We start from the raw sequence: 14,335 nt of genomic DNA, 5'->3' as shown, positions 1-14,335 counted from the left end.
CGAACCCGGAAGTTAAGCTGTTCAGCGCCGATGGTACTGCACCGGGGACGGTGTGGGAGAGTAGGACACCGCCGGACAAACATTCACAACACACCTGTGTGTTGTCACGATAACGGCCGCCCAGACTTGTCTGGGCGGCCTTTTCGCGTTCCACAGAACATTCCTGCTCCCGGCGCTGGGGCCGGTGCGCCGGCGCTCCGCCCGCCCTCTGAGTCCGGGTTTGTTCCGGCGCCGAGGCGGCCGGACGTGGTGCGGCGAACCCGGCGCCGCCGTACGGCGGACAACCCGCGTGCCTGCGCCGCCGATGAAAACGGTCCTTGCCAGAGGGCGCGCTCCGCGCGGAAAGCCGCAAGGGCTGTGTTCTTGCGGGGGACACCCCCGCACCCCCGGGCCTGCCGGGCTCACCCTGCGCCGCCGTGACGCGTTCCGCCAGGCCGGTGGCCCGCCGTACAGCGGCGCCGGATCCGCCGCACCACGACCCGCCGCCTCGGCGCCGAATGACGAACCCCGACGAGACGGCAGGGCTACGTGGCGGCGCGGTCGTGCGGCGCGGTCGTGCGGCGCGGTCGTGCGGCGCGGTCGTGCGGCGCGGTCGTGCGGCGCGGTCGTGCGGCGCCGACGTGCGGCGCCGACGTGCGGCCGAAAGCCCGTGGTGGCGCCGATGAAACGGTCCCTGCGGAGGACGCGCTTCGCGCGGAAGGCGTAAGGGCTGTTCCCCTGCGGGGACACTCCCGCACCCCCGAGCCTGCCGGGCTCACCCTGCGCCACCGCGACACGTCCCGGCCCCTGCCCACCGTGTCCTGTCCATGCTCACGTTGTCGCCCACCCAGAACCCCGGTCTCCGTCCTGAGATGCGCTCGTCAACCCTCAACATCCCAACCCGCGCGGCGCTCATCCACACGAGGGGCCAACCAGAGGAGCCGGTTCCCCACCGTAGGACGGCGCCGGATTCGCCGCACCACGTCCCGCCGTCTCGGCGCCGGAGGAACTGGTCGTCTACTGGCGGCGGTGCCGGTGGAGGACGCGTTGCGGATCTGGGACGAGCGGCGGCTGCGGGCCCTTGGCATCGCGCGGGCGCGGGGGCTGGAATCTCCGGTGGAGCCGGTGGATGTGGGGGAGGGCGTCAAGGGGAGGTGGCGGGTCGATCCGTCCTTGCTGGGGCAGCCGTTCTCGGGACGGGCGGCGCTACTGTCGCCGTTCGACCGCCTGGTCCAGGCTGCAGGCGCACGGAGCTCTTCGAGTTCGGCTATCCGCTGGAGATGCACAAGCCCGCGGCCAAGCACCGCTGGGGTACCCGCGCTGCCGATCCTGTACGGCGGCCAGTTGGTGGGCAAGGTGGACGCCGTCGCCGACGGTGAGGCGGGACTGGTGCGCGTCCATGCGGTCCATCGGGATGTCCCCCTTCACCACGATCCCTGTACGGCGATCAGTTGGTGGGCAACCTGGATGCCGTCGCCGACCGTGACGCGGGACTGCTGCGCGTTCACGCGGTCCACCGGGACGTTCCCTTCGCCGCGATCATGGCCGACGCGATCGGCGAGGGGATCAGGGATCTGGCCCGGTGGCTCGGGCTGAGCGTAGCGCTCCTCCGATGAGTGCGTCGTCAGCCTGACTGGGTGGGGCAGCGGTCCTGGTCTAGGCAGAACTTGGTGGTTAGGGATTGGAGGAAGATTTGGGCGGCTTGGGGGAAGGTTGCGGCGGTTAGGGCGGCGCCGTTGGTTACTTCGGCTATGGCGCGGCGTTCTGCGGCGTCGGCGGTGGAGCCGTAGGTGATGAGGGTGATGGGGACGGGGCGGAGGGGGTCGAACTCGTCTTGCAGGGTGGCTATTAGGGCTTTGTGTGAGATGCCTGAGTTGTCGTCGTTGGGGCCGTCGGTTAGGACGATCACCGAGGTGAGCATGCCGTCTATCTGCTGCTTGGACGCGGTGCGGAAGGCGGCCAGCACGGAGTCGTACAGGCCGGCCTTGCCGCGGGTGCGGTCGGGGAGCTCGCGTAGTTCTTTGAGGGCCAGTGGGGTGTTCTGGCGCAGGGGGCCGAGGGGGACCAGTTCCTGGTGGTCCTTGGCGCCGTCCAGGCCGGTGGAGAAGACCCAGAGGCCGAGGTCGCTGCCTTCGGGCAGGCCGCGGATGCCCTGGGCGACGAGGTCGGCGGTGGCCTCCATGCGGGTCTTGCCGAGGCCGGGGACGGGGGTGTCCATCGACTTGCCGACGTCCAGCAGCAGGAGGGTGCGGGTGTCCGCCAGCAGCAGGCGCATCGTCAGGAGGGAGCGCAGGAGCGTGCGGGGGTCGGGGCTGGGGATGTCGGCGGGCGGGGCGGGACGCAGGCCGTGGCGGGCGTCGAGGGACGGTCCGGCCTTGGCGTCGGGGGTGCGGAACCCGGCGCCGTGCAGGAGCGTACGGCCCGCGGAGGAGACGATGGCGTCACGGAAGGCCGCGGCGGCCTCCTGCGTGGCGGGGTCGGCGGTCAGGGGGACGTAGGGGTAGTCCAGGGAGATGGCGCCCTCGGTGGGGTACAGGCCTATCACCGGGCGGTCGGGGCGCAGGGAGTTGTAGCTCCAGATGGACTGCTCGCTGGCGACGATCACCGGGTCCCCGGCCGACGGCGGGTGTTCCAGCAGGCCGAACAACGCCTCGTCGGACGTCCGGATCGACCGCTTGAGGTTCATCGTGATGCCCCGCACGATCGGCGACAGCTCGGGCCGCCGTTCCGCGAGGGTGTTCAGGGAGTTCACCGCGGCGAGGCCGGCGGCGAAGCGGTTCGGGGCGAGCAGGGTCGTGGACGCCTTGGGCAGCTTCTTCTTGGTCGCCGAGGTGGGGATCAGCAACGCCCAGCTGGGCCCGCCGTCCTTGGCCGCGAGCCGCCCCGCCGTCTCCTTGGTGACCGCGGGGATGACGGGCGAACGCGCGATCGAGACGCTCTGCCTGGGGAGGAGCTTGTCGGCGCCCTGCAGGCGGGCCATGGAGACCCAGATGGACGCGTCGGGGATCCATACGTCGGTGAGTTTGCTGCGCACTCCCAGCTCGTCCGCCACCTCGGAGGCCTGCCGGGTGCCGATGGTCACATCGGCGCAGCCGCCGTCGGCCTCGAACTGCTGGGCGATCCGTTCGAGGGTGGGCGCGATGTCGGGGGAGGACATCACGCGCAGCCGCGGCCGTTCCGTGCACAAGGTCTGGGCGACCACCACGTACACCCCGACGGCCAGCACCAGCACCAGGGCCGCGCCCATCGCCAGTGCGGCGATCAGGCGGCGCCGGGCGGTCGCGGCGACGTCCACCGTCCGCGGCTGCGGAGCGGGAGGGCCCGATGCCCACGGATCGTAACCGAGTGGATCGGGATTGCGGTGCCTGCCTGCCACGACGTCACACCCTCTAGCGCGAACCGGTCACAGTAAGCGAAGAACTCCACCCGAGTATCGCGAAGCTACACCGTTCACACCCGTCCCGACCCCAAAACTTAACCAAGCACTTGCCCGGATCTCACTTGGCGAGTCACCGCGTGGAATCTACGGGGCCGAGGCGGCCCGCAGCAACGGCTCGATCCGGTAGGGGACCTGCGTCGACAGGGCGATGGTGGTGTCGGTGCGCTGGACGGCGGGCGAGGCCAGGACCTGGGCGATGATCTCTTGAAGGTGGGCGGTGTTGTGCGCGACCACGCGGCACAGCAGGTCGGCCTGGCCGCTGGTGCCGTGCACCTCAAGGATCTCCGGGACCGACTCCAGCGCCTGGACGGCCTCGGCGAGCCGTCCCTGCGAGATCTGCAGGGAGACGAAGGCCAGGATCGGGTAGCCGACTTCGAGAGGCACGACGGTGGGCCCGAAGTCGCCGATGACGCCCCGGGACACGAGCTTGTCGACGCGGGCCTGCACGGTGCCGCGGGCCACGCCGAGCAGCCGGGCGAGTTCGGTGAGGCCGATGCGCGGGTTCGCCCGCATGGTGGCGAGCAGCCGGGCGTCCAGGGCGTCGATGGAACCGTTGGCCATGCGCAGAGACTACGGCTCGCGGCGAGGCGGCGGAGGGAGCCGGGCGGGGCTGGGCGGAACGACCAGTGACAGGGGGCCGGATGGGGGGTGAAGTGGACGGAATGGCCACTAAAAATGGTCGCTCTTGCCATCGGAACGGCGGATTGTCGTTAATTGTGACATGTTCGAAGAAGCCCAATACTTCGCTCCCGTGGCCACCGGGGAGGACGGCTCGGTGGTCGTCCAGCTCGCCACGAGCCACCCGGGGTTCGCGGACACCGCCTATCGCGAGCGCCGCAACGCCATCGCCGCCCTCGCCCTCAAGCACAAGCCGGGCGATCCGATCCCCGAGGTCGCCTACACCGAGGAGGAGCACCAGGTGTGGGTGGTGGTCGCGCGGGAACTCGCGGCCAAGCACCGGGAGTACGCCGCGAGCGAGTACCTGCGGGGCTGTGAGCGTCTCGCCCTGCCCACGGACCGCATCCCGCAGCTCCAGGAGGTCGGGGACCTGCTGGAGCCGCTGACGGGGTTCCGCTACCTCCCGGCCGCCGGGCTGGTGCCGCTGCGCGACTTCTACGGCGTGCTGGCCGACGGCCTGTTCCACTCGACCCAGTACATCCGCCACCACTCGGTGCCGTTCTACACCCCGGAGCCCGACGTCGTGCACGAGGTGCTCGGGCACGCCAACGCCCTGGCATCCGACCGCTTCGCCCGGCTCTACCGGCTGGCCGGCGCCGCCGCCCGCCGGGTGGAGACCGACGAGGCGCTGGAGTTCGTCTCCAAGGTCTTCTGGTTCACCATGGAGTTCGGCGTGCTCGCCGAGGACGGCGTGGACCGGGCGTACGGGGCGGGCATCCTGTCGTCGTACGGCGAGATCGAGGAGTTCAGGGGCATGGACATCCTGCCGCTGGACCTCACGGTGATGGGCACCACTGGCTACGACATCACCAAATATCAGGATGTACTGTTCCGGGCGGAGTCGATGGACCACCTGGAGGACGTCGTCGGGTCCTTCTGGGACACCTGTGACGACGACGTCGTCGCCCGGATGGTCGCCGACGGGGCCACCACCAAGAGCTCGGTGTGACCGCCGTGCGCGGGGGAGGGCTCAGGCCGGGGTGACCAGCCGGTAGCCGACCCCGCGCACGGTCTGGATGAGCTGGTCGTCGTCGTCGCCGAGCCGGGCGCGCAGCCGTTTGACGTGTACCGCGATCGTGTTGGTCGACATGGTGTCGCCGGCGTGCCACACGTGCCGCATGATCTGTTCGCGCGTCACCGTGCGGTCGGCGTTGCGCATCAGGTAGTGCAGCAGCTCGAACTCGCGCAGCGGCAGGTGGACCGGCAGCCCGCTCACCCGCACCTGGTAGGCGCCCGCGTCCAGTTCGACGCCGCCCACCGTCAGCACGGGCCGCACCCTGGTCTCGCCGGGGAACGCGGCGTGCACCAGCGGCAGCAGCTCGGGCACGCGGTACGGCCGCGCCACGCACGCCGTGGCGCCGGCCGCGAGCGCCTGGACCGCCTGCTCGGCGTGGCCGTCCCCGACGCCGAGCAGGACGGGGACGGGCCGGGCCAGCCGCAGCGCGCGGATGAAGTCGACCGGCCCGACCACCGTCAGCGTGGCGCTGACGAGTACGACGTCAGGCCGGAGCGCCCCGGCCTGTAGCAGGGCCTGCGCCCCGTCGAGCACTCCGGCCACGAGGACGCCTTCGCGCTCCAGCGTGGCCGCGAGCTCGCTCACCATGCCTGCGTCTGGGTCGGCGACCAGCAGCATGGGCGCCGACCTGGTGTCCCCGTCCACTTCAGGTGCCGCCTGCGGCTGGCTCACACCATCTCCTAATCGATCATCCAAAGCGCCCGGTGATGTAGTCCTCGGTCGCCTTCTCGGTGGGATTTGTGAAGATCTTCGAGGTTTCGTCCATCTCGATGAGCTTGCCGGGCTGACCCTGCGCGGCCAGGTTGAAGAAGGCCGTCCGGTCGCTCACCCGCGCGGCCTGCTGCATGTTGTGGGTCACGATGACGATCGTGTACTCGTTCTTCAGCTTGGCGATCAGGTCCTCGATGGCCAGGGTGGAGATCGGGTCCAGCGCCGAGCAGGGCTCGTCCATGAGCAGCACGGCCGGGCTGACGGCGATCGCTCGCGCGATGCACAGCCGCTGCTGCTGACCGCCGGACAGGCCCGCGCCGGGCCTCGGGAGGCGGTCCTTGACCTCGTTCCAGAGGTTGGCGCCCTTGAGCGAGTGCTCGACGATCCCGTCCAGCTCGGACTTCGACACCCGGCCGTTGAGACGCAGTCCGGCGGCGACGTTGTCGTAGATGGACATCGTGGGGAACGGGTTCGGGCGCTGGAACACCATGCCGATGTTGCGGCGCACCGAGACGGGGTCCACGTTGGCGCCGTAGAGGTCCTGGTCCTCCAGGAGGATCTTGCCCTCCACGCGGGCGCCCGAGATGACCTCGTGCATGCGGTTGAGCGTGCGCAGGAACGTCGACTTGCCGCAGCCGGAGGGGCCGATGAACGCGGTGACCGAGCGGGGCTCGATCGTCATCGTGATGCCCTCGATCGCCTTGAACGAACCGTAGTACGCGTCGAGGTCGGAGACTTCGATCTGACTGGCCATGTCGTAACCCCTCTATCGGGCCTTGGCGGGCGCGCGCCACCACGCGATGAGGCGGGCCACCAGGTTGAGCAGCATGACGATCACGATCAGCGTGAGCGCTCCCGCCCACGCGCGGTCGATCGCGGTGTCGTTGGGGCGGCCCATCTGGTCGAAGATGAACAACGGGAGACCCATCTGCGGCCCGTTGAACGGGTCCGGGTTGATGGAGGTGGTGATGAACACCGTGAGCAGCAGCGGCGCGGTCTCACCGGCGACACGGGCGATGGCGAGCATGATGCCGGTGACGATGCCGGTGAACGCCGTGGGCAGCACGATGCGGACGATCGTCTTCCACTTCGGCACGCCGAGCGCGTACGACGCCTCACGCAGTTCGTTCGGGACCAGCTTGAGCATCTCCTCGGCCGATCTGACCACCGTCGGCATCATGAGGATCGACAGCGCCAGCGCGCCGGCGAAGCCCGAGTAGGTGAACCCGAGCACCAGGATCCAGAACGCGAGAATGAACAGACCGGCCACCACCGAGGGGATGCCGGTCATCACGTCCACGAAGAAGCTGATGTAGCGGGCCAGACGGCGGCCGTTGCCGTACTCGACCAGGTAGATCGCGGTGAGCAGGCCGATCGGCACCGAGATCAGCGTGGCGATCAGCACCTGCTCCAGGGTGCCGAGGATGGCGTGGTAGGCGCCGCCGCCGGGATCCCTCGGCGCGATGTTGCGCATCGAGTGGGTCAGGAAGGTCATGTCCAGCCGCGCGAGGCCGTTCTTGACCACCAGCCAGATGACCGACACCAGCGGGACCACCGCGACGGCGAAGGCCAGCCAGACCAGTCCCTGCACGAAGCGGTTCTTCAGCCGCCGGCCGACCGAGACGGGGGCGACGACGTTGACGGTGCGGAAGGCGGCGCCGTTCTGAGGTGCGGTCACAGTGCGGCCCCGGAGTACTCACGCCGGCGGGCGATGACCAGCCGGGCGGCCATGTTGATCAGCAGGGTGATCACGAACAGCACCAGGCCGGACGCGATCAGCGCGCCGCGCCCGATGTCGGTGGCCTCGCCGAAACCGTTGGCGATGTTGGCCGCGATGCTGTTGCCGTTGGCGGACAGCACCTGGAACGTGATCTCGAAGGTGGCGGGGAAGATGAGCGCGACCGCGATCGTCTCGCCCATCGCGCGCCCGAGCCCGAGCATGGCCGCGCTGATGACGCCGGGACGGCCGAACGGCAGCACCGCCATCCGGATCATCTCCCAGCGCGTGGCGCCGAGCGCGAGCGAGGCCTCCTCCAGCGACTTGGGAGCCTGGAGGAACACCTCGCGGGAGATCGCCGCGATGATCGGCAGGATCATGATGGCGAGCACCACGGAGGCGGTGAGGATGGAGCGGCCGACGATCTGGTCCCCGCCGAACAGGGGGATCCACCCGAAGTAGGTGTTGAGGAAATTCGACGGGCCGGTCATGAACGGGACCAGGAAGATGACGCCCCAGAGTCCGTACACGACGCTCGGCACCGCGGCCAGCAGGTCGATGATGTAGCCGAGCACGCCGGCCAGGCGGCGCGGCGCGTAGTGGGAGATGAACAGCGCCACGCCGACCGCCACCGGCAGCGCCATGATCAGGGCGAGCAGTGAGCTGATCACCGTGCCGAACGCGAGCGCCGCGATGCCGAACACCGGCACCGTGCCGTTGGGCGCCCAGATCTGCTCGGTGAAGAAGTTCGCGGTGTTCGCCTGGAGCGCGGGGATGGCCCGGACGATGAGGAAGACCGCGATCGCCGCCATGATGACCAGGAGCAGAATGCCCGCGCCTGTCGCGGAGTACCGGAACGGGCCTTCACCGAGAGTGCGCCGGAAGGCGGGCCGGCCGGCAGCCGGCCCGCCTTCACGAGTGCGAAGCGACGTGGCCATCAGTTAGGAGATCGCGTCGATCGCCGTACGCACCTTGCCGACCAGGGCCGTGGGCAGCGGGGCGTAGCCGAGGCCGGTCAGGGCCTGCTGCCCGGCGTCGCTCGCCATGTAGGCCAGGAACGGCTTGACGACCTTGAGCTCGTCGGCGGAGAGACCCTTCTCGCAGGTGATCTCGTAGGTCACCAGGACGATCGGGTAGGCGCCCGCCGCGCTGGTGGCGTAGTCGATCTTGAGCTTGAGGTCGTTGCCGGCGCCCTCGACCTCGGCGGCCTCGACCGTCTTGGCGGCGCTCTCGGGGGTCAGCTCGACGAACTCGCCCGAGCCGTTGGCGACCTTGGCCTTGGCGAGGCTGGAGTTCTCCGCGTAGGAGAGCTCGACGTAGCTGATGGCGCCCTCGGTGGACTTGACGGCCTGAGCGATGCCGTCGGAGCCCTTGGCGCCCTGGCCCTTGGCCTCGGCGGGCCACGCCTTGGCGGGCTCGTACGGCCACTTGTAGGCGGCCAGGAACTTGGTGAAGTTGTCGCTGGTGCCCGACTCGTCCGACCGGTGGAACGGCTGGATGGCGGTCGACGGCAGCTTCGCGTCGGGGTTGTCCTTCTTGATGGCGGCGTCGTCCCACTTGGTGATCTTGCCGTCGAAGATGGCCACCAGGTTCGCCGGGGTGAGCTGCAGGCCGTCCACACCGGGCACGTTGAAGACAACGGCGACCGGGCCGGTCACCATCGGCAGGTTGATCGCCTTGCCGGTCTTGCAACGGGCGTCGGCCTGCGCCGGCTCGCCCTTGTCCTCCTTCAGCGCGGAGTCCGAGCCCGCGAAGGCGATGGTGCCCTGGATGAAGGACTGGACGCCGGCACCGGAGCCGCTCGGCTGGTAGTTGATGCTCACACCGGGGTTCGCCGACTGGAACTGCTTGGTCCACTCGGCGATCGAGTTGGCCTGAGCGGAGGAACCGGCCGCGTTGATGGTGCCGCTCAGCGCGGCGCCACTCGCGTCGCCCGAAGGAGCGGCGGCGGCGTCGTTGGCGCCGGGGTTGTTGTCGGTGCCGCACGCAGCGAGCGAAAGCACGCCGGCGATGGCGGCCGCGGCGAGCCGGCCTGCATATCTCACAGTTGTGTCCTTCCACGTTGTTCTCTCAACGGGTAGGACGCTAGGGATCCAAGATGACTTCATACTGGGATAAAGGTGAACGAGGGGTGAACGGGCCAGGTCGCTCTCGTTGTGAACGGTCCAACACGCTTTGCCCGGCCTTGACGAACCCCGTGCGGCGGGTCGGCGCGCCGCGCGCCCGCCGCCGTCCATGGTACGGCCTCCCGTGCCCGCCGTGTGACCGTCCGGTTCCTTTCGGTGAACACGACTGTGGCGCCCGGGGGCAGGCACAGGGGCGCGGAGGTGCCGTAGCGTCGGGGCACATCGACGGTGAGGAGGGTCGCGTGCTTCCAGGATGCGGGAACTGCAGCTGTTACCTCGACGATCGGGTGATCTCCCGGCCCCCGGACGAGCGCTGAGCCGCTCCCCGGCGGGCCCGGTCGCCGTCACGGTGAACGGCCCGCCGGGGCGCGCGCTGAACGGACGCTGGCGTCGTCAGTCCCCGAGGCGCTTGATCACCTCGGCGTGCAGCGCCGGATTCGCGCACACCATGCTGCCGCCCTCGACGTCGGCCGCGCCGGAGAGATCGGTCCAGACGCCCCCCGCCTCCTCGACGATCACGGTGAGCGCCGCCATGTCCCAGGGCGACAGCTCGGGCTCGGCCGAGATGTCCACCGCCCCCTCGGCGACCAGCATGTGCGACCAGAAGTCGCCGTACGCGCGGGTGCGCCACACGGCCCTGGTGAGGTCGACGACGGCGTCCAGCCGGTCCCGCTCCTCCCAGCCGCCGAGGCTGGAGAACGAGAACGACGCGTCGGACAGCCGGCTCACCGCCGAGACGTGGCACCGGCTGGCCTTGGTCAGCCCGCGACCGGTCCACGCGCCGCCGCCCTTGGCCGCCCACCAGCGGCGTCCGAGCGCCGGGGCGGACACCACGCCGACGACCACCTCGCCGAACTCCACCAGCGCGATCAGCGTGGCCCACACGGGGACGCCGCGCACGTAGTTCTTGGTGCCGTCGATCGGGTCGATGATCCAGCAGCGGGTGCCGTGGCCCCGGGTGCGGCCCATCTCTTCGCCCACCACCGCGTCGCGGGGCCGGGCGCGCCGCAGCGTGCCCCGGATGGCCTCCTCGACCGCGCGGTCGGCGTCGCTCACCGGGGTGAGGTCCGGCTTGGTCTCGACCCGCAGGTCACTGGCGCGAAACCGGCGCATGGTGAGATCGTCGGCGCTGTCCGCCATCACGTGCGCCAAGCGCAGGTCGTCGCTGAAGCCCGTCACAACGACAAACGCTATCGTGCGGCCTTCGTCCGCAGCAGTCCCCCGCCCATACCGGTCCGTGCCCGCCGCCCCTTCCCGGCGTGTTCCCGGCGCTCTCAGACGCCCTCCACGGCCTCCTCGGGGAGGTCCTCGCCGGTGTCGTCGGGGGCGCCCTCGCGGCTGCCGAGGAGGCGGCGCAGCGACGCCAGGCGCAGGGGGTCGGCGTTGCCCTTGGCGACCCACTCGTCCAGCGAGCAGTCCTCGCCGCGGTGCGTGCAGCCCTTCGGGCAGTGGACGGCGCCCTCGGCGAGGTCGGGGAACGCGGCGAGGACGTTGTCGATCACCACGTGGCCGAGGCCGAAGCTCCGCACGCCGGGGGTGTCGATGATCCAGCCGCCGCCGGGCAGCTCCAGCGCCACCGCCGAGCTCGAGGTGTGCCGCCCGCGCCCGGTCACGGCGTTCACCTGCGACACCGCCCGCCCGGCGTCCGGCACCAGCGCGTTGACCAGGGTGGACTTGCCCACCCCCGAGTGGCCGACCAGCACGCTGAGCCGCCCGTCCAGCCGGGCCCGGAGCTCGCCGAGGTCGCCGCCCCTGCGCACCACGAGGTAGGGCACGCCGAGCGGCTCGTACCGGGCGATGAGGTCGTCCGGCGCGGCGAGGTCGACCTTGGTCAGGCACAGCAGCGGCTCGATCTCGGCGTCGAACGCCGCCACCAGCACCCGGTCGATCATGCGCGGCCGGGGCGGTGGGTCGGCGAGCGCGGCCACGATCACCAGCTGGTCGGCGTTGGCGACGATGGGACGCTCCACCTCGTCGGTGTCGTCGGCGCTGCGCCGCAGCATGGATGTGCGCGGCTCGACCCGGACGATCCGCGCCAGCGTGTCCGGCCGCCCCGTGGTGTCGCCGACCAGCCCCACGCGGTCGCCCACGACGATGCCCTTGCGGCCGAGCTCGCGGGCCCGCATGGCCGTCACCGCGACCGGCTCCGCGCCGTCCGCCGGGCGCCCGGTGAGGTCGGTGCCGACCAGGCAGGTGTACCGGCCGCGGTCGACCGCCACCACGGCCGCCGCCACGGCGTCGTCGTGCGCGGGACGGCGCCGCGTGCGCGGCCGGGATCCCTTGCCCGGCCGGACGCGTACGTCCTCCTCGTCGTACTCCCGTCGTCTCAGCGGCCGTCCCCCAACATCAGCGCCCACATGCGGGCGAACTCGGGAAGGGTCTTGGCGGTGGTCGCGATGTCCTCGACCTGGACGCCGGGGACGGCGAGGCCGATCATCGCGCCCGCCGTGGCCATGCGGTGGTCGGCGTAGCTGCGGAAGACGCCGGCCCGCAGCGGTCGCGGCCGGATGACCAGGCCGTCCTCGGTCTCGGTCACGTCGCCGCCGAGGCCGTTGATCTCGGTGGCCAGCGCGGCCAGCCGGTCGGTCTCGTGCCCGCGCAGGTGGGCGACGCCGCGCAGCGTGCTCGGGGAGTCCGCCAGGGCGGCCAGCGCCGCGACGGAGGGGGTCAGCTCGCCGACGTCGTGCAGGTCGGCGTCGATGCCGGTCAGCCCGCCGCCGCCGCTCACCGTCAGCCCCTCGGGGCCGCGGGTGACCGTGGCGCCCATGTCGGCCAGCAGGCCGCGCAGCGCGTCGCCGGGCTGGGTGGTGTGCTCGGGCCAGCCGGGCACGGTGACGCCGCCGCCGGTGATCGCGGCGGCGCCGAGGAACGGGGCGGCGTTCGACAGGTCGGGCTCGACGGTCACGTCGTGGGCGGCGATCGGGCCCGGCTCGACCCGCCAGATGTCGGGCTCGGTGTCGTCCACGCTCACCCCGGCGGCGCGGAGCATGGCCGTGGTCATCTCGATGTGGGGCATGGACGGCACCGGCGGGCCGTCGTGGCGCACGATCACGCCCTTGGCGAAGCGCGGGGCGGCGAGCAGGAGCCCGGAGACCAGCTGGGAGGACGCCGAGGCGTCCAGGGTGACCTCGCCGCCGGTCAACGGCCCGGAGATGGTGAACGGCAGCGCGTCGCCGTGCACGTCGGCGCCGAGGGAGCGCAGCGCGGACAGGATGGGGCCCATCGGCCGCACCCGGGCCTGCGGGTCGCCGTCGAAGGCGACCGGCTCGGCGGCCAGCGCGGCGACCGGGGGGACGAACCGCATGACCGTGCCGGCCAGGCCGACGTCGATGGAGGCGCCGCCGCGGATCGCGTGCGGCACCACGTGCCAGTCGGCCGCGGACGCGCCCCGGCCGGTGGAGGTCAGCTCGGCGCCGAGGGCGCGCAGCGCGGCCACCATGAGGTCGGCGTCGCGGCTGCGCAGGGCCCCGTGGACGGTGCTCGGGCCGTCGGCGAGCGCGGCGAGCAGCAGCGCCCGGTTGGTCATGGACTTGGACCCGGGAAGTGGCACGGTCGCGACGACGGGGCCAGGCGCCACGGGCGCCGGCCACAGAGGAGCTGGCATGCCCCGAGCCTACCGGGACCGCCCGTCCCGCAGGGGTGGCGCGCGGGGCCCCGCGGGCCCGGCCGTCCGGTGACCATGACGGGGGAGTTGGTGGCAGGCTGAATGCATGTGTGGGAGATACGCCTCCGCGCGCAAGCGTGAGAAGTTGCTGCAGGAGTTCGAGATCGGGTACGACGGCACGTCCGAGGAGCTCGCCGCGGACTACAACGTCGCGCCCACCAAGAAGGTCTACGCGGTGCTCACCCGCCCCCGCGAGGACGACAAGGACAAGAAGGAAAAGAAGGACAAGAAGGCCAAGCCCGAGCCCACCCGGCAGCTGCGGGTGCTCAAGTGGGGGCTCGTGCCGAGCTGGGCGAAGGACCCGTCCGTCGGCTCCCGCATGATCAACGCGCGGGTCGAGACGCTGGCCGAGAAGCCGTCGTACCGCCGGGCGTTCGCGCAGCGGCGCTGCCTGCTGCCCGCCGACGGCTACTACGAGTGGTACAAGATCGACAAGAAGACCAAGCAGCCCTACTTCATCCACCCGGCCGACGGCGCCGTGATGGCGATGGCCGGGCTGTACGAGTTCTGGAAGGACCCCGGGCGCGCCGAGGACGACCCGGACAAGTGGCTGGTCACCTGCACGGTCATCACCACCACGGCAGAGGACCAGCTGGGGCGCATCCACGACCGCATGCCCATGATCATCACCCCGGACAAGTGGGGCGAGTGGCTCGACCCCGGCCTCACCGACGTCGACCAGGTGCGCTCGCTGCTGGACTCCTCGGCGCCGCGCGGGCTGTCGGCGTACCCGGTGTCCACCGACGTCAACAACGTGCGCAACAACGGCCCGCACCTGCTGGAGCCGGAGAGCGAGGAGGAGTCGCTGTTCCGGATCAACGGAGGCTAGGGAGAAAAGGCTGATTCACATCGGTGTAAGTAACCGGCCGAATGGGCATCCGGTGTAGAAGAGCGATGGCTCATGAGCATACGGTCACCGCCTGAAGGTACCCCTCACTGTGCCGGGCGGGAGTTCCGGGGGATCCCGCGCACGGCGTGTCACAAGATCTTCCCGGAGGTGCGGATT

At 70.9% G+C, this 14,335-nt stretch carries 13 protein-coding genes, 1 rRNA gene and 1 pseudogene; 5 read left to right on the top strand and 10 right to left on the bottom strand.

Translation table 11 applies throughout. The features are described 5' to 3' along the window. The 3 genes and pseudogenes from rrf to ACFP1K_RS10765 form a co-directional block, all read left to right on the top strand. Positions 1 to 77 (top strand): 5S ribosomal RNA (rrf, locus tag ACFP1K_RS41380); the annotation flags it as partial. Positions 78 to 528: 451 nt separating this feature from the next. Further along, a pseudogene (locus ACFP1K_RS10770) lies at positions 529 to 1,377 on the top strand (DNA glycosylase AlkZ-like family protein); the annotation flags it as partial. A 56-nt stretch (positions 1,378 to 1,433) separates the two neighbouring features. Beyond that, entirely contained in the window at positions 1,434 to 1,595 is a 162-nt protein-coding gene (locus tag ACFP1K_RS10765; protein WP_380749993.1) for a hypothetical protein, read from the top strand. An 8-nt stretch (positions 1,596 to 1,603) separates the two neighbouring features. Here ACFP1K_RS10765 and ACFP1K_RS10760 read toward each other — a convergent pair whose 3' ends face one another. Together ACFP1K_RS10760 and ACFP1K_RS10755 are read right to left on the bottom strand one after the other, a co-directional pair. Next, complete coding sequence (locus ACFP1K_RS10760; RefSeq protein WP_380749976.1) at positions 1,604 to 3,274, bottom strand: substrate-binding and VWA domain-containing protein; 1,671 nt, start codon at positions 3,272 to 3,274, stop codon at positions 1,604 to 1,606. Between the two features lie 228 nt (positions 3,275 to 3,502). Beyond that, entirely contained in the window at positions 3,503 to 3,979 is a 477-nt protein-coding gene (locus ACFP1K_RS10755) for an Lrp/AsnC family transcriptional regulator (protein ID WP_380749973.1), read from the bottom strand. 160 nt (positions 3,980 to 4,139) lie between these two features. Here ACFP1K_RS10755 and ACFP1K_RS10750 point away from each other — a divergent pair, with 160 nt between their 5' ends. Then, a complete protein-coding gene (locus tag ACFP1K_RS10750; RefSeq protein ID WP_380749970.1) occupies positions 4,140 to 5,045 on the top strand; it encodes a phenylalanine 4-monooxygenase in 906 nt (301 codons plus the stop codon). 21 nt (positions 5,046 to 5,066) lie between these two features. On the opposite strand, the gene ACFP1K_RS10745 is transcribed toward ACFP1K_RS10750, so the two are convergent. From ACFP1K_RS10745 to aroA, 8 genes are all read right to left on the bottom strand, one after another. After that, positions 5,067 to 5,783 carry a response regulator transcription factor gene (locus ACFP1K_RS10745; protein ID WP_380749967.1) on the bottom strand — a complete coding sequence of 239 codons (717 nt, stop codon included), beginning with the start codon at positions 5,781 to 5,783 and terminating at the stop codon, positions 5,067 to 5,069. Between the two features lie 16 nt (positions 5,784 to 5,799). After that, a complete protein-coding gene (gene pstB, locus ACFP1K_RS10740) occupies positions 5,800 to 6,576 on the bottom strand; it encodes a phosphate ABC transporter ATP-binding protein PstB (protein ID WP_380749964.1) in 777 nt (258 codons plus the stop codon). A 12-nt stretch (positions 6,577 to 6,588) separates the two neighbouring features. Then, positions 6,589 to 7,500 carry a phosphate ABC transporter permease PstA gene (pstA, locus tag ACFP1K_RS10735; RefSeq protein ID WP_380749961.1) on the bottom strand — a complete coding sequence of 304 codons (912 nt, stop codon included), beginning with the start codon at positions 7,498 to 7,500 and terminating at the stop codon, positions 6,589 to 6,591. Next, on the bottom strand, positions 7,497 to 8,477 hold the full coding sequence (gene pstC, locus ACFP1K_RS10730) for a phosphate ABC transporter permease subunit PstC (protein ID WP_380749958.1): 981 nt from the start codon (positions 8,475 to 8,477) through the stop codon (positions 7,497 to 7,499). Before pstC ends, pstA begins: the two co-directional genes overlap by 4 nt. Positions 8,478 to 8,480: 3 nt before the next feature. Continuing rightward, a complete protein-coding gene (gene pstS, locus ACFP1K_RS10725) occupies positions 8,481 to 9,584 on the bottom strand; it encodes a phosphate ABC transporter substrate-binding protein PstS (protein WP_380749955.1) in 1,104 nt (367 codons plus the stop codon). 474 nt (positions 9,585 to 10,058) lie between these two features. Next, the gene (hisN, locus tag ACFP1K_RS10720; RefSeq protein ID WP_380749951.1) at positions 10,059 to 10,844 is read right to left on the bottom strand and encodes a histidinol-phosphatase; all 786 of its coding nucleotides are present in this window, start codon (positions 10,842 to 10,844) and stop codon (positions 10,059 to 10,061) included. Between the two features lie 95 nt (positions 10,845 to 10,939). Continuing rightward, positions 10,940 to 12,022, bottom strand: a complete 1,083-nt coding sequence (gene rsgA, locus ACFP1K_RS10715) for a ribosome small subunit-dependent GTPase A (RefSeq protein WP_380749948.1) — start codon at positions 12,020 to 12,022, stop codon at positions 10,940 to 10,942. Beyond that, the gene (gene aroA, locus ACFP1K_RS10710; RefSeq protein ID WP_380749945.1) at positions 11,992 to 13,269 is read right to left on the bottom strand and encodes a 3-phosphoshikimate 1-carboxyvinyltransferase; all 1,278 of its coding nucleotides are present in this window, start codon (positions 13,267 to 13,269) and stop codon (positions 11,992 to 11,994) included. The genes rsgA and aroA overlap by 31 nt, the downstream gene beginning before the upstream one ends. 106 nt (positions 13,270 to 13,375) lie before the next feature. On the opposite strand from aroA, the gene ACFP1K_RS10705 reads away from it, so the two are divergent. Beyond that, positions 13,376 to 14,158, top strand: a complete 783-nt coding sequence (locus ACFP1K_RS10705) for an SOS response-associated peptidase (RefSeq protein WP_380749942.1) — start codon at positions 13,376 to 13,378, stop codon at positions 14,156 to 14,158. Positions 14,159 to 14,335 lie beyond the last annotated feature (177 nt).

The organism is Sphaerisporangium aureirubrum (assembly GCF_042658925.1).
GTDB lineage: Bacteria > Actinomycetota > Actinomycetes > Streptosporangiales > Streptosporangiaceae > Sphaerisporangium > Sphaerisporangium aureirubrum.
Note: the sequence above shows the minus strand (reverse complement) of the source record. Positions and strands in the feature narration are given on the sequence as shown.